Origin of the sequence: Alcaligenes sp. SDU_A2, from assembly GCF_038237375.1 — a bacterium.
Classification (GTDB): Bacteria; Pseudomonadota; Gammaproteobacteria; order Burkholderiales; family Burkholderiaceae_B; genus Alcaligenes.
In genome coordinates this window covers 399,019-420,501 of sequence record NZ_CP151273.1, presented here as the reverse complement: position 1 = coordinate 420,501, position 21,483 = coordinate 399,019, and the positions used below count along the sequence as shown (strand labels likewise).

At 59.1% G+C, this 21,483-nt stretch carries 23 protein-coding genes; 7 read left to right on the top strand and 16 right to left on the bottom strand.

Going from position 1 to position 21,483, the window contains the following annotated elements; translation table 11 throughout:
* Positions 1-27: 27 nt before the first annotated feature.
* A complete protein-coding gene (locus AADW57_RS01930; protein WP_341668372.1) occupies positions 28-777 on the top strand; it encodes a tyrosine-protein phosphatase in 750 nt (249 codons plus the stop codon).
* 24 nt (positions 778-801) lie between these two features.
* Here the strand turns inward: AADW57_RS01930 and AADW57_RS01925 are convergent, their stop codons facing one another.
* From AADW57_RS01925 to AADW57_RS01890, 8 genes are all read right to left on the bottom strand, one after another.
* Positions 802-1,899, bottom strand: a complete 1,098-nt coding sequence (locus AADW57_RS01925) for an MBL fold metallo-hydrolase (protein ID WP_341668371.1) — start codon at positions 1,897-1,899, stop codon at positions 802-804.
* A 357-nt stretch (positions 1,900-2,256) separates the two neighbouring features.
* Positions 2,257-3,363, bottom strand: a complete 1,107-nt coding sequence (locus AADW57_RS01920) for a hypothetical protein (protein ID WP_341668370.1) — start codon at positions 3,361-3,363, stop codon at positions 2,257-2,259.
* A gap of 28 nt (positions 3,364-3,391) precedes the next feature.
* Positions 3,392-4,414, bottom strand: coding sequence for a Nif3-like dinuclear metal center hexameric protein (locus AADW57_RS01915; RefSeq protein ID WP_341668369.1), 1,023 nt, complete (start codon positions 4,412-4,414; stop codon positions 3,392-3,394).
* 242 nt (positions 4,415-4,656) lie between these two features.
* Positions 4,657-5,007, bottom strand: coding sequence for a DUF2294 domain-containing protein (locus AADW57_RS01910; RefSeq protein WP_341668368.1), 351 nt, complete (start codon positions 5,005-5,007; stop codon positions 4,657-4,659).
* 29 nt (positions 5,008-5,036) lie between these two features.
* Positions 5,037-5,987, bottom strand: a complete 951-nt coding sequence (locus tag AADW57_RS01905) for an ornithine cyclodeaminase family protein (RefSeq protein WP_341668367.1) — start codon at positions 5,985-5,987, stop codon at positions 5,037-5,039.
* A 14-nt stretch (positions 5,988-6,001) separates the two neighbouring features.
* Positions 6,002-6,280 carry a 2Fe-2S iron-sulfur cluster-binding protein gene (locus AADW57_RS01900; protein ID WP_341668366.1) on the bottom strand — a complete coding sequence of 93 codons (279 nt, stop codon included), beginning with the start codon at positions 6,278-6,280 and terminating at the stop codon, positions 6,002-6,004.
* Between the two features lie 12 nt (positions 6,281-6,292).
* On the bottom strand, positions 6,293-6,652 hold the full coding sequence (locus tag AADW57_RS01895) for a ferredoxin (protein WP_341668365.1): 360 nt from the start codon (positions 6,650-6,652) through the stop codon (positions 6,293-6,295).
* Positions 6,652-6,960 (bottom strand): 2Fe-2S iron-sulfur cluster-binding protein, encoded by a 309-nt coding sequence (locus AADW57_RS01890; RefSeq protein ID WP_341668364.1) that lies wholly within the window; start codon positions 6,958-6,960, stop codon positions 6,652-6,654. Before AADW57_RS01890 ends, AADW57_RS01895 begins: the two co-directional genes overlap by 1 nt.
* 199 nt (positions 6,961-7,159) lie before the next feature.
* Between AADW57_RS01890 and AADW57_RS01885 the strand changes: the two genes are divergently transcribed.
* A complete protein-coding gene (locus AADW57_RS01885; RefSeq protein ID WP_341668363.1) occupies positions 7,160-7,351 on the top strand; it encodes a hypothetical protein in 192 nt (63 codons plus the stop codon).
* Here the strand turns inward: AADW57_RS01885 and AADW57_RS01880 are convergent.
* The 6 genes from AADW57_RS01880 to AADW57_RS01855 all read right to left on the bottom strand — a co-directional run bounded on the left by AADW57_RS01880 (position 7,348) and on the right by AADW57_RS01855 (position 14,292).
* Complete coding sequence (locus AADW57_RS01880; protein WP_341668362.1) at positions 7,348-8,382, bottom strand: 2Fe-2S iron-sulfur cluster-binding protein; 1,035 nt, start codon at positions 8,380-8,382, stop codon at positions 7,348-7,350. The two genes, AADW57_RS01885 and AADW57_RS01880, sit on opposite strands and share 4 nt — an antisense overlap.
* A gap of 21 nt (positions 8,383-8,403) precedes the next feature.
* Positions 8,404-8,883, bottom strand: a complete 480-nt coding sequence (locus tag AADW57_RS01875; protein WP_341668361.1) for a GlcG/HbpS family heme-binding protein — start codon at positions 8,881-8,883, stop codon at positions 8,404-8,406.
* Between the two features lie 31 nt (positions 8,884-8,914).
* A complete protein-coding gene (locus AADW57_RS01870) occupies positions 8,915-10,414 on the bottom strand; it encodes an aldehyde dehydrogenase family protein (RefSeq protein ID WP_445819167.1) in 1,500 nt (499 codons plus the stop codon).
* Between the two features lie 24 nt (positions 10,415-10,438).
* Positions 10,439-11,173: a TenA family transcriptional regulator gene (locus tag AADW57_RS01865; RefSeq protein WP_341668359.1), complete on the bottom strand. Its 735-nt coding sequence runs from the start codon at positions 11,171-11,173 to the stop codon at positions 10,439-10,441.
* Positions 11,174-11,296: 123 nt separating this feature from the next.
* Positions 11,297-12,769, bottom strand: a complete 1,473-nt coding sequence (locus tag AADW57_RS01860) for a gamma-glutamyltransferase family protein (protein ID WP_341668358.1) — start codon at positions 12,767-12,769, stop codon at positions 11,297-11,299.
* A gap of 5 nt (positions 12,770-12,774) precedes the next feature.
* Positions 12,775-14,292, bottom strand: a complete 1,518-nt coding sequence (locus AADW57_RS01855; RefSeq protein WP_341668357.1) for a hypothetical protein — start codon at positions 14,290-14,292, stop codon at positions 12,775-12,777.
* Between the two features lie 176 nt (positions 14,293-14,468).
* Here AADW57_RS01855 and AADW57_RS01850 point away from each other — a divergent pair, with 176 nt between their 5' ends.
* The 5 genes from AADW57_RS01850 (at position 14,469) to AADW57_RS01830 (ending at position 18,611) form a co-directional block, all read left to right on the top strand.
* Positions 14,469-15,209 (top strand): sulfite exporter TauE/SafE family protein, encoded by a 741-nt coding sequence (locus tag AADW57_RS01850; protein WP_341668356.1) that lies wholly within the window; start codon positions 14,469-14,471, stop codon positions 15,207-15,209.
* A 93-nt stretch (positions 15,210-15,302) separates the two neighbouring features.
* Positions 15,303-16,010, top strand: a complete 708-nt coding sequence (locus AADW57_RS01845) for a GntR family transcriptional regulator (protein WP_341668355.1) — start codon at positions 15,303-15,305, stop codon at positions 16,008-16,010.
* A 71-nt stretch (positions 16,011-16,081) separates the two neighbouring features.
* Positions 16,082-16,624, top strand: coding sequence for a Chromate resistance protein ChrB (locus AADW57_RS01840; protein WP_341668354.1), 543 nt, complete (start codon positions 16,082-16,084; stop codon positions 16,622-16,624).
* Positions 16,608-17,831, top strand: coding sequence for an MFS transporter (locus tag AADW57_RS01835; protein WP_341668353.1), 1,224 nt, complete (start codon positions 16,608-16,610; stop codon positions 17,829-17,831). Before AADW57_RS01840 ends, AADW57_RS01835 begins: the two co-directional genes overlap by 17 nt.
* A gap of 42 nt (positions 17,832-17,873) precedes the next feature.
* Complete coding sequence (locus tag AADW57_RS01830; protein ID WP_341668352.1) at positions 17,874-18,611, top strand: metallophosphoesterase family protein; 738 nt, start codon at positions 17,874-17,876, stop codon at positions 18,609-18,611.
* Between the two features lie 17 nt (positions 18,612-18,628).
* On the opposite strand, the gene AADW57_RS01825 is transcribed toward AADW57_RS01830, so the two are convergent.
* Positions 18,629-20,194: a Fic family protein gene (locus tag AADW57_RS01825; protein ID WP_341668351.1), complete on the bottom strand. Its 1,566-nt coding sequence runs from the start codon at positions 20,192-20,194 to the stop codon at positions 18,629-18,631.
* 599 nt (positions 20,195-20,793) lie between these two features.
* Positions 20,794-21,300 carry a single-stranded DNA-binding protein gene (gene ssb / locus AADW57_RS01820; RefSeq protein ID WP_341668350.1) on the bottom strand — a complete coding sequence of 169 codons (507 nt, stop codon included), beginning with the start codon at positions 21,298-21,300 and terminating at the stop codon, positions 20,794-20,796.
* Between the last annotated feature and the right edge of the window lie 183 nt (positions 21,301-21,483).

Below are 21,483 nucleotides of genomic sequence, written 5' to 3'. Positions count from 1 at the left end.
TTTCCCCAAACCCATGAGGAGCCCGCCGTGTCCGTATCGCCGCCCACCCCCTCTTTTGCCTGCCCGCTGCAAGGTGCCAGCAACTTTCGCGACGTCGGCGGCTATGCCGCGGGCACAGGGCACGTTCGCAAAGGGCGGGTGTATCGATCCGACCATCTGGCCAGCCTGAGCGCGCAGGATGTGCAGCACCTGCAAGCCCTGGGCATTGCCCGTTCTCTGGACTTTCGCGGCGCGCACGAACGCCAGCGCTCACCCTACCAGTACGATTTCCTGGTCAGCCACGCCCTGACCGTGGAACCCACTATTTTGCCCGATCTGATGGCCATGACCCGCCAAGGCCGGCCCGATGCCGACATGGCGCGCGCCGTCATGAACAAAACCTATACCGAGTTCGTAACGCAGCATTCGGCCACCTTCGCGCAGGTGTTTGACCAACTACTGGCCAGCGACGCTCCCGTCGTCATGCACTGTACCGCCGGCAAAGACCGCACCGGCTTTGCCGTCGCGCTGCTGCACCGCAGCGTCGGCGTGCAGGCGGACGACCTCATGCACGACTACCTGCTGACGCGCCAACTGTTTCGCCGCCCCGACCTGCCCGACAATCGGGGCTTAAGCGAGGAAGTGCTCAATATTTTGTGGGGAGTGGAGCCGCAGTTTCTGGAAACCGCCTTCCAGACCATCGATAGCCACTACGGCAGCTTCGATCGCTATGCGCAGCACGCCCTGAAGCTGGACAAAGAACGACGCGACGCCTTGCTGGAACGCTACACGGCGTAAGGTTCGCACTGCCGTCCGGGCCGATTAAGGCGCAAGGTCCACCGTCTCCAGCTCCCAATGCCCGTCCAGGCTCAGGGAGCGCCCCAGCACGTTGCGCCAGGTTGCCAGATCGTGCATAGGCGTAAACAAAGGCATGCAATACCGCGGCTGCAACATATCCGCCAGCCAGCGCAGGTCGGTCAGGCGCGGATGCACGTTCCAGCACAACATATGCGTGCCGCGCGGTGCGTGGGGCGCCAGATACCCGGTATGCACCAACAGGCGCCCGAGCTGGCTGTCCGGGCCGGCAAACGCGGCCGGCCCGCCGTTGCGTATTAACTCGCCGGCTGTGCCAGTCAGGCCATCGGCATCGCCAGCCAGTACCAGATGGGCTTCCGGATCAAAAACAGCCGCGCGCGGCATCAGGTCGCGCAATTGCTGCTGCACGCCCGGCAGCAACAATTCGGCGCTCTGGCAAATCATACGGGTCAGGTTTTCGTAGCAGTCGGCATCCATGCTCCAATCCGCATGACCATGCTGATGCCGCCACAAGGCAATCTCGATGGCCCGTCCACTGGGTGGCACGGGCAACAACGCCGGCTGCCCTTGCAACAATTGATCCAGGGCCTCCGCCGCCACTTGGCGCGACTGGTCGTACAAACCATACGACGCATCAAGCAAGGCCAAGTGCGCAGGCGGTGGCAGATCAAAGGGGAAAAGCAGCGACTCGCAGGAAAAATCGCCACTGTAGAACACGCCGCCACCCACATCCAGATGCAACCAGACACCACCCAACGCATGCCCCGACAAACCCGTCCGCACCGCGATCCCATCGATATAAGTCGTGCCCCGCATGGGCAATTCCCGCCAGATGCGGCCAGCCGGCAAGGCCCGCGCCGTGGCCGCGGTGGCATAAATAGGCACATGATCGGGCAGCATATGCACGGCTCCCATATGATCATGATGATCATGCGTCAGCAAGACCGCGTCCACCTCCAGTCCCTGCGCCCAGGCACACGATTGCCCCGGGTACAAAGGGCCGCCGGCATCGAGCAGCAGACGCAGGCCACAGGCCTGCACCAACACAGCGGCGGGCGACTTACCACCCTGCCCGCTCAGCACACTCACGGTGACGCGCTTCATGCGCTGCCTCCCGCTCTATCGACGCGGCATTCCCCTGCCCGCAGACCAGCCCTGCCGACCACGGACGCAAAACCGCTCATGCGCCAGCGCACGCAAGAAAAAACAGCAGGAGCAGGCTCCACAACAGCCCGGCAAGCAGGAAAGGACATAAATTTAAAGAACCGGAGCGCCTGCGCAACTCCGAGAAGAAAACCAGGACAGGATCAGGTTAAACAAGAGTTCTTTCAGTCCTGTTAAAGATTTATGTCAGTACGATGGCAAAGCCGCCGGCTGCCGCCACACGGCACCGACGCCATATTGCACGGCCCCAAAAAAAGAGCGCCACAACGGGCGCTCCAAAGGGGACTGCAAACCGCGTCAGGTAATCAGTGGCGTCAGCAGCAAGGCCAGAGCGGCCGCCGTCAGCAGACGCATCACAATGCCCAGCACCGCCGCCTTCATGGCCTCTTTCTCCGTCAGATCAGAACATTCCGCCCAAACCACCGGAATCTGACCGAACACCGCCGACAAGGGCAAGCCCGACGAAGCCAATACAAACGAGCCGACCACCAGCGACGGGTCCAGCGTCGCCGCCATCGCCTGCAGCTTGCCCATCGCCAGGGTGGGGCTGACCAGCACGGCCAGCAAGCCGGTTTCAGGATGAATGTTCAAGGCCAACAGCCCCCGCTCCAGGACGGTGCTGACCGGCTGCCAGATACCGACATGATCCAGCAGCCCGATCACACAGAACACCAGGGCCACAGCAGGGATCAGAATCAGGAACAACAGCTCCACCCCTTCTCGGGCCGCTTTGAACAGCATGGGCGCAAAGTCGATGGTGGGCGTAAAGCGTGGGGCCGCCAGCAAATCCACCGAGCGTATGTCGCGGTACACCAGCCGGGACAGGATCAACGGCGATAGCAGCAGGGGGCCGAATACCGCAATCAACACTACGGCAAATACGTTAACCCCCGCAAAAGTCAGCGCCATCATGCCCAGCATGAAGGTGGAAAAAGATTGCTGGGACTGCACCATGGTGGCCACGGCGATTTTCTGCTCGTCCTTGGTGGCACCGGCCTGGCGCAGCAGCGGACCGGAAATACGACCAGCCGCATTGATATCGCCGAATATGTTGTAGACGCTGGGAATGATGACCGCCGGGTTGATGCCGATCGCCCGCATCGCCGGCATGAAAACCCGCATCATGGCGTCCGTGAACCCCAGGCGCTCCAGCAACCGCCCGATAATCACGCTGATGATGACCGCCACCCCGACCTGCCCGGTCAGGAACACATCCACCACCACGGGCTTGACCTTCTTCAGAACCGTGTCGAACGCACCCGACAAGGTGCCGGGAAAAAAGAACAGCGTCAGTAGCGCCAGGCCCAGCAAGGCCAGGCCCACGACTTCGATCCGCTCCAGCGAACGGCGTCCCGCCGGCGGGGTGTGCACTACCTTGTCGATTTCTATTGCTTTGTTATCCATGTCTCTCTCCGTCTAGGGGGGATGGATGCTACTGAAAGCTCAACACGTTTTTGCCCATCAGATGAGCCGTGGAGAAATGCCGGGCATACTCGCGCAGACGCGTGCCGCCTACCTGATGCACGGGCGTGGAGGTGACCCGATCGCGGAACACGACCACTTCCACGTCGTCGAGCAAGGCGCTCAAGGCATACGCCAACGGCAGGCCATTTTCCAGAATCTCCAGCACATGGCTGTTGCCGACCAGAAAATTCAAACCCAGTTCGCGCGCGCACTCGATCAGGGCATGCCCGTCGTACACGCGGCTAATGGAAGCCAACACCGTGTCCACATCCGGGTTTTCTGCCAGTGCCTGACGCAAATGGTCCGGGTTAAAGCCGGTATGGGGAAAGATATGCAGAATGCGGCCCACCGGACTGCTGCGTTCGCCCAGACGGATCGCGCCGCGCGTCAGCATGCTGGTTTCCTGAATATCGTCATTGCCCTTAATGCGACGTTCGGCCTGCAGTACCTGCGCTTCCAGATCCAGGCCCATAAAGCCATCCAGACGATCCAACATATCGCCCAGCGTGCGCACCCCATCCAACGGCTCTCCCACGAACATCACATTGCCATGAATGCCGCCATAGGAAATATCACTTTTGCACACCTTATGGCCATGCAGGTAGGCAATGCCCGGATGCAGGCCATGAAAGGCTTCATGGCATTCCAACGCCGCAATGCCGTACAGATCCAGATAGTCTTTAAGCGTGACGCCACCGCAACTGGCCGCATCCGCAATCGGGTGGTGCGCCACGATGGCGTCTACCCCGGTTGCGCCGGCCAGCTCAATGCTCAGCTCGGACATGGTCATGCACACCGCCACCTTGCGCACTGCTTTATTGGGATCGCCATGGATCAGGCCCGGTATCTCCAGCACCTGCTTGCCATAAATTCCCGAGGACTTCCAGATCACGAATGGATGGTGGCCGTGCTTGACCTCGTCCATACAGGACACCATCCGTCCCCCTGTGATTACATTCAATGCATCCAGCAAATCGGCTACATGGGCCATTTTCTTGTCTCCAAAAAAAAGCCGGCCTCCGGCCCTGGGTTTACCCAGTGCCCGAGGCCGGCGGTATTGAGCGCTTCCTGTCGGCACCTTTCGCAATCCCCCCCCACAACCGGGGCACGATTCAGGATCGGGAGACGCGCAACGCGCCCGCCCCCGCGAAAGGACAACAAGACTGTCTACCAGTCAGCTTTTTGTTATGGACAAAGAATTCAGCACACCGGTTTGCGCCGGCGCGGCTGCATTCATATCCTGTTTTTCAACATCACCACCGTGGAGGACAGCTGCGCGCTGGCATCGTAATCCTTGAAAATCGCCAGCACATCCAAACCATACTGTTCCACCAAGGTCTGTCTCATCTCCTTTTTAAAGGCCTTGATCAAATACAGATCGGCCAGATCGGCGATGTGTGCATTCTCGCGGCTCAACGTCTGCAAAGCCGGCTGACGCTTGTGGACAGCCAACATGCTGATGCGATCGTCGTACACATCGATCTTCAGCGTCACCACGCCGCAGGCGAAGATGCCGCTGTTGATGCGGTTGTAGTCCCGGGTCAGTGCCTGCTTAAATTCGCCAGAAGAAGAAAAGCCTGCCATTCCCATTGCCTACCCCCAACATGCTTGAATTATTGTTGCTGTTCAGTTTCCTGTGTCTGTTCCAGTTGCATACGCTGATAGCAGCGATACGCCAGACCGGCCACGGCAATATCTTCTATCGCCACGCCCACTGATTTATATACGCAAATACCCTGTAAATCGTAGCCCTGACCGGGTGCCAGTTTTAACCAGTCGCTCATTTCGCATAATTTTTCCTGAATGCCGCAATCGGACGCAGCCAGACGCAGATCCCCAGCTTCGGCCAGCGTCTGAGGTGCCCACTCCACCACGATTTTGCGGGCGCGGCGCAGGCAGGCATCATCCAATTCGCGGGCCGTGGGCAGGCTGGAGCCCACCGCCGCGACAAAACAGCCCGGTTTCAGCAGGCGGCCATCGAACAACGGTTCGCGGCTGCGGCTGGCCGTCACCAATATATCGGCCTGGGCGGCAATCTCGTCGGGTCGGGCCGCCTGCACCGGCACACCGCACTCCCACTCCAGCTGATGACAACGGGCCCGATCCAGCGTAGGACTCCAGACCAGCACGCGGCGCACATCAAACGCCCGGCAGAACTGGCGCGCATGCGCCAGGCCTTGCGCCCCCAGACCCAGCACCCCCAGTGTCTGCGACAGAGGGTTAGCACCACGCCGCGCCGCCAGTACCGAACAGGCGGCGGTGCGCCACTGCGTAATCGCCCCGGCATCGAACGTGGCCAGGGCCGCGCCGCTCACCGTATCAAACAGCACGATCACAAAGTTAAACACGCCCTGCACCGTGGTGTAGATCTTCGCGCCTGCCACCTGCTGACCGGGAATGACCGCACCCAGGGTAGACAATCGTATGCCTGCCGCCTCGGTACGCATACGGCGCTGCTGCGCGGCCTGCTCACGACCGAATTGGCTAAATGCGTCCTCCAGCACCGCCTGGACGGCAGGCGCATCCAGCAAACTGTGTAATTGCTGATCGCTCAGATGCAACATGGGCGTGCTCTCCTTTACCAGGCCACGGTGACGTCACCGCGCACAAACGTCTGACAAGCCATGCGAAAGCCCTGCGCCAGATCGTCCGCCGACAAATGCTTGTGTTCCTTGGCCTTGACCGCATCGGTATTATCCAACCCTTCGGTAATGCGGCATTTGCAAGTGCCGCAGATCCCCCCCCCACACTTGAAGGGGATGCCGCCGCGCTCGCGGATAGATACGCGCAACAGATTGCTGTTTTCCGCCGCCGACACCACCAGGTCGTTGTTCGATGCAAATGTAATCTGAACCATAATCTGCCACCTCTAATTTGCTGCTGCGCCCCGCGCGCCTGCCTCGCCGTTCACGGCGGGCGACTTGCACAAAGCCATATCACATTCACGCAATTCGGCCTGAATCGTGCCAAAACGGGTCAAACCCTCCAGCTCCTGGTAGGCCCGCTCCCGCGTTTCGAATTTCTCCATCTGCCGGGTAGGAATATCGTTAATCGTTCCCCCGGGCATTTCTTCCACGATGCGCACGCGCGCTCCCTCCTGAATGCGGGCTATGGCAAAGATCGCTTTCAGACGACCATGAAAGACGTATTCGTACGCCGCCACGATCTGGACTCCTGCGCCCGGCTCCGTGCGGTATTCGCCCGGCTTGCTGGTCAACACCACATACATCACTGCACCTCCTGCGCATCGGCTTGCTCCAGAACGATGTCCTGGCTGATCCAAAGCTGACATGCCAGCCGCCAGCCTTGCTCCAGACGTTCGCCCAATTGTTTCTTTTCCTTCCAGTTGGCGTCCGGCAAATGCTCGGCCCCTTCCAACACTCGGCACGCACACTTGGCGCATTTGCCCATGCCGCAGCCATAGGTCAAATGGGGAAAAGGAAACTGCTTGATCCCCGCTCGCACCACCAAATTGGTGTTTTCCTGCACCTGGCCGACATGGACCTGGCCATTTTTGTGAAACGTAATGCTCGGCATAAGGCCTCCTGCTTGCTGCCAATATTGCGACCGGATTGCCAGCCCTGAACGCTCGAAAAACAAAACGGTATACCGACAAAATAAACACATTAAAAAAGCACGGATGCTGCTTCGTTCTGACCTTATCTTTACGTTCGATTGAGTGGAAACCCCTATTGCGGTATACTTAATTCAATTAAACCGTCTACTCGAGATCATCATGAAAACCCCCGTCGAACGTCGCTACCTGCAGCGCCCAGTCGGCGAGCAATTGCTGCCCCACCTGGCCCAACGCAAGCATCTGCGCCGCCGTATCCCGCTGATCAATCTACCCAGACTGGCCGACCTGTTTCCTGGCCGCAAAAAAAACGATCAGGAACACGCCCAGGATCACCTGCCACACCGCGCCTAAGCAGCAGAAGTTTCGGCCTTGCAAGCATCCGTCTGAAAGTTGAAGGCGTCCGCGTACATAAAACGTGCGTCTGCCCCATGCTCTGCGAATAGCGCCTGCGCCTGTTCGATCATGACCGGCGAGCCGCACAGATACACCGCATGCTCGGACAAATCCGGAATGTCCCGGCAGACCTGCTGCTGCACGTAGCCGCGCGCGCCGCTCCAGTCCTGATCCGCATGCGACAGCACAGGCACAAACTGGAATTCGCACAGACGATCGGCCCAGGAAGCAAACTCCTGCGCCAGATACAGGTCTTCGGGCCGGTTCATGCCCCAGTACAGGCTGACAGGCGGACAGTCCGCGTTATCCAGCAAAGACTCCAAAATCGCCCGGATCGGGGCAATGCCTGTGCCGGTCGCCACCATTACCATCGGCCGCCAGTCGCGCTCGCGCCAATAAAAAACCCCCAGCGGCAATTGCACTTGCAGCGCGTCGCCCGCCTTCAGACCCGGCAGACAAGCCTGAGTAAAACGCCCGCCCTCCACTTCCCGCACATACAGCTCGATCCGCCCGCTGCGGGCATCCGCATTGGCCATGGAAAAACTACGGGCGCGGCCATCGTCAAACAAAATGTTCAGATACTGGCCTGGACGAAATGGCACCACCGCCTCATCCGGCAATTGCAACACCAGGTGCCAGATGCCCTGGCAAGCCCGAGCCACGCTATGCACCCGCGCCGTGACCTGCTGCGTATCAGGCAACACATCGATATGATTGGCCAGGCTGATTTCGATATCCGCCTGCAGCCGTGCCTGACAGGCGGCGGCATGGCCCTGCTCGTGCTCCTGGTCGCTAATGCTCATAGGCAGGCAGTCGTCCTCGTAACTCACCTGCCCGCGCGTGACCTGGATGCGGCACGTGCCGCATCCGCCGAACTCGCAATCGCTGTGAATACGCACGCCTTGCCGCTGGGCCGCTTGCAGAATGCTTTCCTGCGGCTCTACCCAGAACTGCTCGCCGGTTTCCTTGATATCGACACGATGGGCCATGACCCGTCCTCCTGATACGACTTATTTCTTGATATCGGCCTGAACCAGCACGTCCAACCCTTCGCCCTTCAAGGCGTGGGCCAAGGCTTGCAAACCGGCCACGCCGGCGGCGGTATCCTGCTCACCGTTGCCCCCGCTCAGACCGATGCCGCCGATGACCTCGCCGTTGACCACGATGGGGTAGCCGCCTACAAAAGCCGCAAAACGCCCCTCAAAGCTCAACTGAATGCCAAAGGCTTCATTACCGGGCAAGGCCGGGCCGTTGGGCGGGGTAGTAAACAAATGCGTCGAACGCTTGTGACCGGCCGCCGTAAACGCCTTGTTCCAGGCAATCTGCGCCCCGGTGATGCGGGCCCCGTCCATGCGTTCCAGCACAATCGGATAGCCGCCTTCATCGACGACGCACACCGTCTCCAGCACGCCGATCTCTTTAGACTTGGCGATAGCCGCATCCACCATCAGTCGCGCTTCGCGCTGTTCAAGACGTAGGATTTTTTTCATATGCTTTCTCGATCTTCCTGGTTAACAAAATTCAGATGCCGCGATAGACGGTCTTGATCTGGGTATAGAACTCCAGGCCCGCCCGGCCCGACTCGCGAAACGTAGACGTACTGGACTGCTTCAGGCCCCCGAAGGGCGCATTAATCAGGTTGCCCGTGGTCGTGCGGTTGATCTTGACCGTGCCAGCCTCGATATCCGTGGCAAAACGGTGTGCATACTCGGCGCTGCGCGTCACAATCGCGGCCGACAAGCCATATTCGGTATCGTTGGCCATCGCCAGCGCCTGCTCGTACGAGTCGATCTCCAGCAGCGCGATCACGGGGCCGAAGATTTCTTCCCGGGCAATACGCATCTGCTGGGTCACGTCCGTAAACAAGGCCGGGCTCATGAACAAACCACGGGCATAGTCACCATCCATCAGACGCTCGCCGCCCAGCAAATGGGTGGCTTCCTGCTTGCCGATGGCCACGTATTCCAAAATGCTGTCCAACTGCCTGCGGGTAGCGATAGGCCCCAAGTCTGGATTGCCGCTCAGGCCATTGCCCACGGTCAGCGCACGCACTTTTTCCACCAGACGCCGGGTAAATTCTGCTTTGACCTGACGGTGCACCAAAACGCGGCTGGTGCCGGTACATGCTTGCCCGCTCAGTGAAAAGCCACCCTGCACCACCAGCTTCACGGCCAGATCCAGATCGGCATCTTCCATGACGATCAAAGGGTTCTTGCCGCCCAGCTCCATCTGGGTACGGGTGCTCATGCGGGCTTTCTTGCAGATGTCCTCGCCCGCCTGGGTAGAGCCGGTAAAAGAAATGGCCCGCACCTGGGGCGCTTGCACCAACACTGGTGCCACATCGCCGGCCCGACCCTGCACTAGATTGAGCACGCCGGCGGGAATACCGGCCTGAGCAAAGGCTTCGCACAGGTAGTAGCCGGTCAACGGGGTGTCCGACGAGGGCTTGAATACCACGGTATTGCCGGTAATCAGCGCGGGCGCAATCTTGCGGGCAGGAATGGAAATGGGAAAATTCCAGGGCGCGATCACCGACACCACGCCCAAAGGCTCGCGCTGGGTATAGACCAGTTGCTGCGCATCGTCCTGGGGAAAGGTTTCGCCCGTATAGGTCTGGCCTTCTACCGCATAAAACCGCAGTGTCTGGGCCGAACGCGTCACCTCCATCTTGCTTTGCGCCAGCGTCTTGCCTTCTTCGCGCGTCAGCCCCTGGGCAATGCGCGCCACATTGGCATCCAGCCAATCGGCCGCCGCATTCAAAAAACGGGCCCGGGTCGAAATCGGCGTGGCCCGCCAGCCGGCAAACGCGGCCTGGGCGGCGTCGACCGCCGCTTGCGCATCCTGCGCCGTCGACAGCGGGAAATGCCCCACGACATCGTCCAGATCGGCCGGATTCAGATTGGGCTGCGTACGCCCGCCCTGGCCAGGCTGCCATTGCCCGCCAATGTAGTTGTCAAACACCACGTCCTTGAGAATATCCACCGCTGCGCTTCCTTGATTCTGTGTCGTCGGGCGGCCCATCCGCCCGCCCGGCTCATAAGGCACTCAGGCCGCTTCGAGTTGCAGTTCCTGCAGGCTGATCTGGTCTTTGACGTAGTCGTTGTACAAAGAAGTGGTATACAGTAGACGCATTTCTGCGCCAATTTCGCAGATACGCAGGCAGCGCTGCTGCAGCTCGACCGTATTGGCGTGCTCCAGCACGATCTGGTAGCCGCGTTCGCCGTGTATCTCGTCGGACACGATGTGCAGATCGAAGAACTCCACTTCTTCGTCCGTAAAGCCATATTTTTCGCGCAGCGTGGGTGTCTGCTTGCGGTAGATGGACGGCACTTGCGACTCCAGCCCCACCACCAGTCCGGCAACGGCCACGACCGGGTCTTCGCGCATGGCAATGGAATAACACCACGCCTGCAAGGCGCGGGTCGTCGCGTTCATATTGTCGGGATTCTCGATGCGTTCGCGCGTGGTGCCGCAGGCTTGCCCAAAGCGAATCAGCAGATCAGTGTGGCGATCGCCGCCGATTTCTTCTTCGTACATATTGGCCAGCAAAAAATCCTTGGCTTCCACGTACTCGGCCGGCGTACGGGCATACAGATACCCCAGGTAATCGGCAAACGGGCCGACATAGTGGTAGTGGTTTTCGGCCCAGCGCGCCAGATGTTCGCGGCTTAGCTTGCCGGTGGCCCAGGCAATGCTAAAGGGAGAGGTATTGGCGCTTTTGCCCTTGATGGCGGTTTCCAGTGCGGTACGAAATTCGTCGCGGTTCAGCAGTTTTTCCATGGCTGTTTCCTTGTTGAAAGTGTCGCCTCTGCGGGAGCCGACAAAAGATGAAGATTGGACTATTTAGGTATATTGTATACCGTCTGCTTTTTTGATCTGTAGGGAATAACCCTGCGTATCGCCCTACTGCACAGCCACGCAGCCGTCCTTGCGCGGGTCGGACACGGCTTTTAAGCGCCCGTCTACCAAGCGTTCCACAGCCTGCGCCCCTCCGAAGTCGCTACGGCCGGCCAGTTCCCCCACTCCTTTTTCGGGCGACGCGTAGCCTTGTGCACGCAAAAAATCCGCGCACTCGGCATCGAAACCATCTTCCAAAGCCAGCCGGTCTGCCGTCTCCAAACGCCAGCGCGGCGCGTACAAGGCTTGCTCCAGCGGCCAGCCATCGCGCAGCACTCGCGTCCAGATCTGTATCTGTCCCTGCGGCTGCATCAATCCACCCACCACGCCCAGCCCCATATAAAAGCGTCCGCCTTTCAGAGCCAACGAGGGCACCACAGTGTGATAAGGCCGCTTACCCGGCCCCGGCCCATTCACATGACCCGGCGTGGAAAAACCAAAGCCCCGGTTCTGCAGCACGAACCCACATCCCGGCACCACATAGCCCGAACCAAAACGCTTGAAAATACTGGACATAAAGGTAACGGCCAGACCGTCGCGATCCACCACCACCGTACAGACTGTATTACCGGCCGGATCACACACGACCCGGGCCGCATGAGCCATCGCCTGCTGAGTCGCCTGCACCAACGCCAGCTCGGCCTGACGCGGATCGGACGGACGCTCCCACGCTGCCTGCACAGCCTGCAACACGGCCATGCCATGCGTGTTGGGCGGGCATTCGTACAATGCACAATCATCCAGTTGCACATGGATCGATTGGCAGAAAAACCCACGATGCGCATGGAAGTCCTGGGCACGCAGCAGGCCCTGCGCCCGCCGCATGGCCCGGTCGGCCTGCTGCGCCGGACGGCCTACATAAAACGCATCAGGCCCATCCTGCGCAATCTCCTGCAAGATGTTCGCCAGTTCCGGATTGGCATAGTGTTCGCCTGCCACCGGCGGATGACCTGCCCGGTACAAAGTGGCGCATGCTGGATCGGCATGCAGCACCGCATCAAAAATCCGCCATTCGCGCGCCGCCACCGCCGCCACCGCAAAGCCGTCGCGGGCCGCCTGGATGGCGGGCTCAAGCAGCATGGCCCACTCCAGACGACCGTAACGCTGATGCACGTCCCACCAGCCGCGCACCAATCCCGGAGTTGTAATTGACAAGACATGGCGTTCAGGGATGCGCGCTCCAGGCAGCGCCTGTACGTGCTCCGCGCACAGCAACTGCGGCGCGGCACCGCTGCCGTTATAGGCCACCGGCTCCAAACCGGGTGGGGCGATCATGGCGAGCAGATCGCCGCCTATGCCCGTGGCCATCGGTTCGACCACCCCCATGACGGCATCGGCGGCAATCGCCGCGTCCACGGCGCTCCCCCCTTGCTCCAGCATGCGACTTGCCGCACGGGCAGCCAGCGGATGCCCGGTCGCTACCGCCCATTGTGCGCCTTGCCCCTGCTTTTCGCCCGCCGTATACGCTGTCGTTGCCATAGCGCCTACCCAAACACCAATACGGCGCAAACTGTGGCTGTCCCCATCCCGGCCAGCACCGGCACAGTCAGCGCACGCACCAGATCCAGAATGTGTACACGCGCAAAACCGGCCACTGCAATCAGGGACGACCAAGCAATCAACGTGCCCCCGCCCGTCCAGATGGCACCGATCTGTCCCACGGCCGCCAAGGTTTCCACATCCAGGCCGGATACGGGACTTAACGCCGACGCCAAGGTGCCGGTCAACGGCAGACCCGAGAAGCCCGAGCCGTCAATGCCGGAGATAACCCCCACCAACAACACACCAAAGGCCACCAGGAAATGATTGTCGGGAATCAGATGCTGACCGGCCGAGATCAGCTCGAACAACAGGCTGGGCGTTTGGTCCAGCGGCGTGCCCAAGATAGCCGATGTCGCTTCGCTGGCCCCCAGAAAAAAGAAGCCTGCAATCGGCAAGACCGACCCCATCGCGCGAAAGGCAAAGACAAACCCATCGGTCATGTGATCCGGACAGGTATCGAGCATGCGACGCGGCCCCTCGGCCATACAGGTGGCGATCATCATCAAAATAAACGCCACGCCGCCGACCAATCCGGCCGCATCGCCGCCGCGCAGCACAGGCAGCGATGGAATAAAGCGCGGCAACAACATGATGCCGATAACCGTCAGAAACGCCAAAGGCGTAATCACGGCCAGAATGCGCGAATAACGCTCTTCCTTGGGCGTCAGCCCCGCATGCTGGGTATGCTCGTTGCCGGCCGTGCCACGGGCGATTTCTGCCTTGTCATACGTGCCTTGGGATTCGACCTCGTCCAGCGTACTGTCGGGTGCGCGCCGCATCCACTCATCCAGCAGGCGGCTACTGGCCGGTTTGAAGTAACGACGCATGGTCACAAAAGCCAGCACCAATGCCACGCCCCCGGTAATCCAGGACAGGACCAGCGCACGGTCGGCCAGCACCGCCACATCCGCCCCTACCCCAGCGGCCTTGGCGCTGATGCCTGGGGCCACCCCGATAATGTAGTCCGAGGACAGCGCCATGCCCTGCCCGCAAATGGCAATGACCATGGCACCGGCCAAGGGCGGTAGCCCTGCCGCGATGGCCGCCGGCAGCAAGATCGCCGACACCAGCGGCACAGCGGGCGTGGGCCAGAAGAACAAGGAAATAAAGTACGTGGCCGCCGCAATCATCAGGAAAGACGACGCGCTATTGACCATGACCTTGCGAAACGGCGCCACCATTTTCACATCCGCTTCCAGCCGCTTTAAAGAATTGAGCAGCGCCGTCATGAATGTGATCACCAGGAAAATGTTGAACAGCTCCTTGGCAGCCACGAAACTGGCCGAAAAAATACTGATCAAACCCTGAATTGGGCTACCCGTCATGGCCGTGACCACAGCCAGCGTGCCGATCACGGACGGCACCACCACATTGGCCCGGAACATCATCGTGACGATGATGACCAGGACGCTGATCAAGTACGCCCAGTGCGCCGCACTGAGCACCACGTCGCTTTGCATGTATCCCCCTCCATTATCATTTTTCTGGATATGGTCTGAAACCATAAACGGTATACTATCTTCAATATTGTTTTCAAATCAGAAAAATATGGCTGAAACTGGGGAAAACGCTAAGACATTCAAGCCTGAACTATTTGCTTGGCATACCTTATACATAGAAAAAAGGGAAATACGCTATGACCGCTCTGCTCGATCTGGTCGATCCGCTCTCCTGGCTGCTGATGGCCGCATTGGTCGTACTAGCCGCCTTTCTGCAAGGCGTGGGGGGTGTGGGCTTTGCCATGCTGGTCGCGCCGATTGCCGCTTTGGTCTTTCCCGCCTTAGTGCCCGGCCCGTTGCTCGCACTGGGCGGCAGCGTGTCCCTGCTGGCCGCGCTGCGTGAACGCCGCCACATCGTGCCGCGCGTGGTGGCCTGCGCGCTGGGTGGGCGGGCCGCAGGCTCCATCGTGGCCGTGCTGGCCATGACGCAATTGCCGCTGGACGCCATCAACCTGGGTTTTGCCGTCGCCATCCTGGCTGCCGTCGCCCTTAGCGCCCGTGGCCTGCGCATCCTGCCCAGCCTGCGCAACATGAGTCTGGCCGGTATCGCCTCGGGGATTATGGGCACACTGACATCGGTCGGTGCCCCCGCGCTGGCCATTGCCATGCAGAATCTGGCACCGGCACAGTTGCGCGCCTCGCTGGGACTGATTTTATTTTTGGGTGCCAGCCTGTCCGTGCTGCTGCTGATTCTGGCCGACTTGTTCACTGTGCAGCAAGCCATGCTTAGCATCGTGCTGTATCCCTTCATGTTAGTGGGCTTTGCCTTGTCGGGACGCCTGCGGCATACGGTCAGCCTGCCACTGATGCGCCGTCTATTGCTGGGCATCTGTACATTCAGCGCCCTTGCCCTGATCGCCCGCACACTATGGCATTGACACGCTTAGTCCCCAAACTGTATACCATATTCAGAAAAAACGCCGAAACCCGTATAATCAGGAACTTGCTTGCCCGATCGTACAGGTCACACCATGAATATCCCCAGCTTCAGCCTCCCCCATTCCAACGCCAGTAGCGACAACCGCCGCCTGGGCGACCAACACGCTTCTCTGTTCGCCGTCATTCGCGACCAGTTGCGCGAACGCATCCTAAGCGGTGAATTTCACCCCGGCGACCGACTGGTGGAAGGCAAATTGGCGACAGAGCTGGGCGTCTCGCGCATTCCCGTACGCGAGGCCCTGCGCGAACTGGCGTCCGAAGGACTGGTGACGATCGAACCGCGCCGTGGCGCATCGGTCGCCGTACTCTCGGCCGATATCGCCTACAACATGGCCGAAGTACGTGCCACCCTGGAAGGACTGAACGCCAAGCTGGCCGCCCAACACCGCGACCCGGCCAGCATCGAAAAGCTGCAGACCATCCTGGCGCAAGGCCGCCAGGCCGTGGATACCGGCAATCTGGATCTGCTCAAATCCCTGAACCGCCAGTTCCACGAAACGCTGGGCACCATGTCCGGCAATATCGTGCTGACCGAACTGATGCGGTCGCTGCGTGACCGCACCGCCCTGCTGTTCGCCCCCAGCAATCTGCAACGCATACGCCAGAACTGGGAAGACCACGCCCTGATCCTGAACGCCGTCATTGCCGGCAACAGCGAACTGGCCAATCTGCTGGCGACCCAGCACGTGCATAATGCCGCCCAGGCTTACCAGGAAGCACAAAGCGGCACGACACCCTGAACGCTGATTTCTCTAGCCAGGCCCTTATCGTATCCACTAGAATGAAACGGTCGTTACTTTAGAACACGATCATGCATCCGATTACCTGGCTGTTACTGACCTACAAGGTCCCGGCCGAACCCAGCGCTAAACGCCTGGCGCTCTGGCGGCGTCTTAAAAGCCTGGGGGCCGTCTACCTGCAAAACGGCGTCTGCCTGTTGCCCAAGACGGACGAACATGTACGCAGGCTTAAAGTGCTGGAGCACGACATCGCCACGATGCAGGGCGACTGCGTGTTGCTCGAAACCGTTGCCCTGGACCCGACCCAAGAGGACAAGGTCATTGCCCGTTTCAAGGCCGATCGCAACGATCAGTATCAGGAACTGCTGCGACGCTGTCAGGACTTCGAGGCCGAGATCGCCAAAGAAATCGCCATCCAGAAGTTCACCTACGCCGAACTGGACGAAGAAGAAACCGATCTGAAAAAACTGGAGCTCTGGTACGAGAAGATCCGCAAGCTGGACTTCTACGATGCCCCCCTGGCCGTCACGGCCCAAGAGCGCCTGCAAGATTGCAAGGCCAGACTCGATCACTATGCCCAGATGGTCTACGACGCCCATGACGAAAACCGCTGACACCACCGCCAAACCTTCAGGTCGGCAGCCCGGCGGCATCCCTCGCAGCGTCTGGGCGCTGGGTTTTGTGTCCATGTTCATGGATATTTCATCGGAAATGATCCATGCCCTGCTGCCCATCTATATGGTGGCGGTGCTGGGTACGTCCGTACTGGCCGTGGGCCTGATCGAAGGCATCGCCGAAGCCACCGCGTCCATCATGAAGGTCTTTTCCGGTGCGATCAGCGATCGCTTCGGCAAGCGCAAGTTGCTGGCCGTCATCGGCTACGGCCTGGGCGCGCTGACCAAGCCGGTCTTTCCGCTGGCCGGCACGCTGGGCTGGCTGGTCGGAGCGCGCTTTGTGGACCGTATCGGCAAAGGCATACGCGGCGCGCCGCGCGATGCCCTGGTAGCCGACGTCACTCCGCCCGAACTGCGCGGGGCCGCCTACGGCCTGCGCCAGACCCTGGACACCATAGGCGCGTTCACCGGGCCACTGCTGGCCATGAGCCTGATGTGGTGGACCGCCAACAATTACCAACTTGTCTTTTGGTTCGCCGTCCTGCCGGCCTTTGTCTCGGTCGCCATACTGGTGTTGTTCGTGCGCGAACCCAAACTGCCGGCCGCATCGCGCCCCCGCAAGCTGCCCCTGAACAAGGCCGAACTGACCCGGCTGGGGACGCGCTACTGGTGGATCATCGGCATCGGTCTGGCTTTTACCCTGGCGCGCTTTAGCGAAGCCTTTCTGATTCTGCGTGCCCAAGCCACCGGACTGGAACCCATGTGGGCCCCGGCCGTGCTGGTCGTCATGGGGCTGGCCTATTCCCTGTCGGCCTATCCGGCCGGTGTACTATCCGACCGCATGCGTAAAATGGACCTGCTGCTGATCGGCGTCGTACTGCTGATCGCCGCCGACCTGGTGCTGGCCTTCGTGCCGGGTTTGGCAGGTCTGGGGCTGGGTGTGGCCTTGTGGGGCCTGCACATGGGTTTTACTCAAGGTTTATTCAATGTGCTGATTGCCGACAGCGCCCCGGCCGACCTGCGCGGCACGGCGTTTGGCATGTTCCACCTGCTGACCGGCGTCGCCCTGCTGCTGGCCAGCATCATCGCCGGTGCACTATGGGATGCCATCGGTTTTCAAGGCACCTTTGCCGCCGGAGCCTGCTTTGCAGGACTGACCGCCATCAGTTTGCTGATTCTGCGACGGACACACAAGGCGGAATTTTAAAACCCGCACCACGCATTATTCTGCCCACTAAGGGTCAAAACCATGAAAATCGCAGCCATCTCCGACATTCACGGCAACCTGCCTGCCCTGCAAGCTGTCCTTCAGGATATCGACACGCAGCGCGTCGATCTGACAGTCAACCTAGGCGATATCCTGTCGGGGCCGCTACAGCCGGCCGAAACAGCCGATCTGCTCATGCCGCTGACCTTGCCGACCCTGCGCGGCAACCACGAACGCCAATTGCTGACCCAGGCCCGCCCCGACATGGGCGCATCCGACCGGTTCGCGCATGAACAACTAACGACCGCCCACCTGGACTGGCTGGACAGCCTGCCTACCGACATAGAACTGGGCGACGATATCCTGCTGACGCATGGCGCGCCCGGAGACGATCTGCAATATCTGCTGGAAACCCTCGAGAACGGAAAAGTCCGAGCCGCCACGCACGAAGAAATCATCGCCCGTCTGGGAAAAACGCGTCACCCAGTCGTCCTGTGCGGCCACACGCATATTCCCCGAATTGTGTCGCTGCCCGACGGCCGCCTGCTGGTCAATCCCGGCAGCGTCGGCCTGCAGGCCTACCACAGCGACCAACCCCAACCCCACATCGTACAAACCGGTTCGCCACACGCCCGCTACGCCATTATCGAACAGACAGACAAACACTGGTCCGCCCAACTGCGCTGCGTACCCTACGACCACCACAGTGCCGCGCAACTGGCCGAACAGCGCCAACGCCACGACTGGGCCCAGGCCCTGCGCAGCGGCACCCTAAGCTAAGGTGGGCGGCAAGACGGCTAAGATTCGGCGAGTGGCCCGACCGGTACCTCAAAAGCTTTTTCTACAGCCTCTTTGACTCGCGTAGCGACGTCAACATCCGCTAGTACAGGAAACTCCCCAATAAGCTTATTAGAGATGTGGCCCCCATTGCCTTTAATAGCACGAATTATTCGATCTATATGCTGATTAGGGCCTTCAACCACATCCTTGATAGCCATCCGTGCTGTATCCCAGCACCGAAGTAGATGAGCCTCTTCGCGCATTTCAAAGCGAATCGTGTTGTCTATCAATTCGGCCAGATACTCGACATGTTGAGTCAAATCGATATAGCGCCATGCAGGTGCTGTATCTTCGTAGGCTGGAAAATCAAAATTCGACAGAATTTGATCCTCATACTCGGTCGGCACCCTGTCAAAACTATACAACCCATTACAACGGCTCATCAGAGGCTTAGAAAAAGACTCCAAAATCGTATCGTATCGTGCACGATCTTGAGGTTTATGTGTGATGGATGCCGACACCGGCAAAATATATGGCTTAGGCACCGCTCCGTCACGTCGCAAGATATCGTTGATTAAAAATCGATGGATTCGCCCATTTCCATCTGACAGGGGATGAATGTACACAAAACCAAACGCCACCACTGCGGCCCTTACTATCGACGCTCTTGCCTGCGTGCGCTCGACAAACTGTTCCATGCCGCTAAGCATGGCATCCAGTTGATCCCAATGCGGAGCAATATAGTGCACGACCTCTTGGAATCCAGAGGTTTCACCCACAAAAACCGGAGATCTTCTCAAGCCAAAATGGTTAAACGTAGATTTTTCACCAATCACCTCGCGTTGCAACTGCGTCAACGCTTCCCGATCAAGAGGATTTTGATACTGACCGCAAAGCCGCTCCATAACAGCAGCAAAACGTTGAATACGGTCAGCCTTATCTTCTTCCCGTTCAATCAAAAAACTAGCGCGGCTCTCTTTAACGGTTAGCCATACCGCACTGCGCATCAAAATATCCGTCCCATACTCCGCCTGAAGGATATTAAGCTGCTGCGTACAATCGTACTGCTCAGCCGCTATCACTTTTTCCGTCCGACGTACGATAGGGCAAAAATCTCTATCACCCGGTAAGTTATCCCGCACTCGCCAACGTTGATTATTGCGGGGGCAAAAAGCCGTCAAATATTTTTCCGAGTCGATCGCATTAACATAATTCCCGCCTGTTACAGCCTGAACCCCTGCTAACTGCCGCCCACTCAGCCACTCCCATAAAAACCCTATTCGGCGTGCGTACTGACCTGTACGCTCCCTGTTCATCCAATCGGCTATATCCTGTTCTGGTACACGCTCAAACAAACGGGCAAGAAACTCCAGATGCACACCTTCGTGCTTGATCGCAAAGGTAAGGTCAGCAGATAGGGTATCGTCTGGGCGCATGCTCGCTGTGTAGACTTCGCTCGTCACGTCGTCACTACGACGTATCGTTTTCCTGGACGAGCCAATTTCACTCTCCACGAGCAACGGTTGTACTGTCTCGATGCTGTACTGTTCAGCGAGCCTCTTGCAACCAATCCACTCAGCCATAATAACCAGCCCTGATGTTCAAAAATGATTAAATCCATGAAATTTCATTTAAGAATAGCATCAGTCAAGTAAAAACGTTTAAATCACTTCGCAAGCTCTACAGTCCCCAGCCCCAACAGAATCAGCTACATCAGTGCTCTACCGAGTTGATCGCTCACCCCAAAGCGCGACTGCATCAGATCAACACACCATGCCTAACTTTTACACGTTAGTCGGCGCAACAATCGCCTGGACACGCCGGTCGATCTTGCAAGGCGTGATTGGTCCGGCTACGCGTAGCCCGCCTAAAGCCTGAATCAGGTGTTCGTAGCCAAGGTTCATAGGAAGCTTAGGATTTTCTACTTTGTAACTGGAAAGCGTTCTTTTAAGACTGCTATTAACCAGAAAATCTATTTTTTGGTGCTCGTGCCTCTGTGCCTGTCGATCCATCGCTACATGCCAAGAAAGCACACAGACTGATGGGCACGTCAACCCAAGCCCCCACCATTGCTAGAGAGGAAGGGCTCTAGTAGCAACATTTTCTTAGGCAAGAAAAAAGGAAGCCTGCATAGAAACAGGCTTCCTCTTGTATACACCCAACGTTGTTAAGGTTGTATACCTTAGAACGGGATATCGTCATCCATGTCCGCCAGATTATCCGACATGGGCGGGTTATTGCGCGGGGCCTGTTGCTGCTGTTGCGGAGCCTGACGCGGAGCGCGCTGGGGGGCCGGCGCGCTGTTGCCGTAGTCGCCACCACCCATGCTGGCACCGCCGCCCATATCGCCGCCGTCGCGTCCACCCAGCATTTGCATCTGTTCGGCGATGATTTCGGTGGTATAGCGTTCCTGGTTGTCCTGACCGGTCCACTTGCGGGTGCGCAGGCGGCCTTCGACGTAAACGGAGCGGCCTTTTTTCAGGTATTCGCCGGCGATTTCCGCCAGGCGATTGTAGAACACCACACGGTGCCACTCGGTTTCCTCGCGGCGCTCGCCGGAGTTACGGTCCTTCCACTGAGAGGTCGTGGCAATGGAAATATTGCAGATGGCCGAACCTTCCGCGCTGTAGCGTACTTCTGGGTCGCGGCCGAGATTGCCGACCAGAATGACTTTATTTACCGATGCCATGAAAAAATCCTGTAGTCAAAATTTCGATATAAAGAAGCCCGCATTTTGAAACGGGAGCTTCCGCGCCCAGATGCAGGGACGCGATAAAGCGCGCATCCGTCTGGCATGACCGGGCCCCGACGATAAGGGCAAGGCCGGCTCAAAGGCGCAAAGTAAGTCTTATTATCGTGGATTCGGGGCATG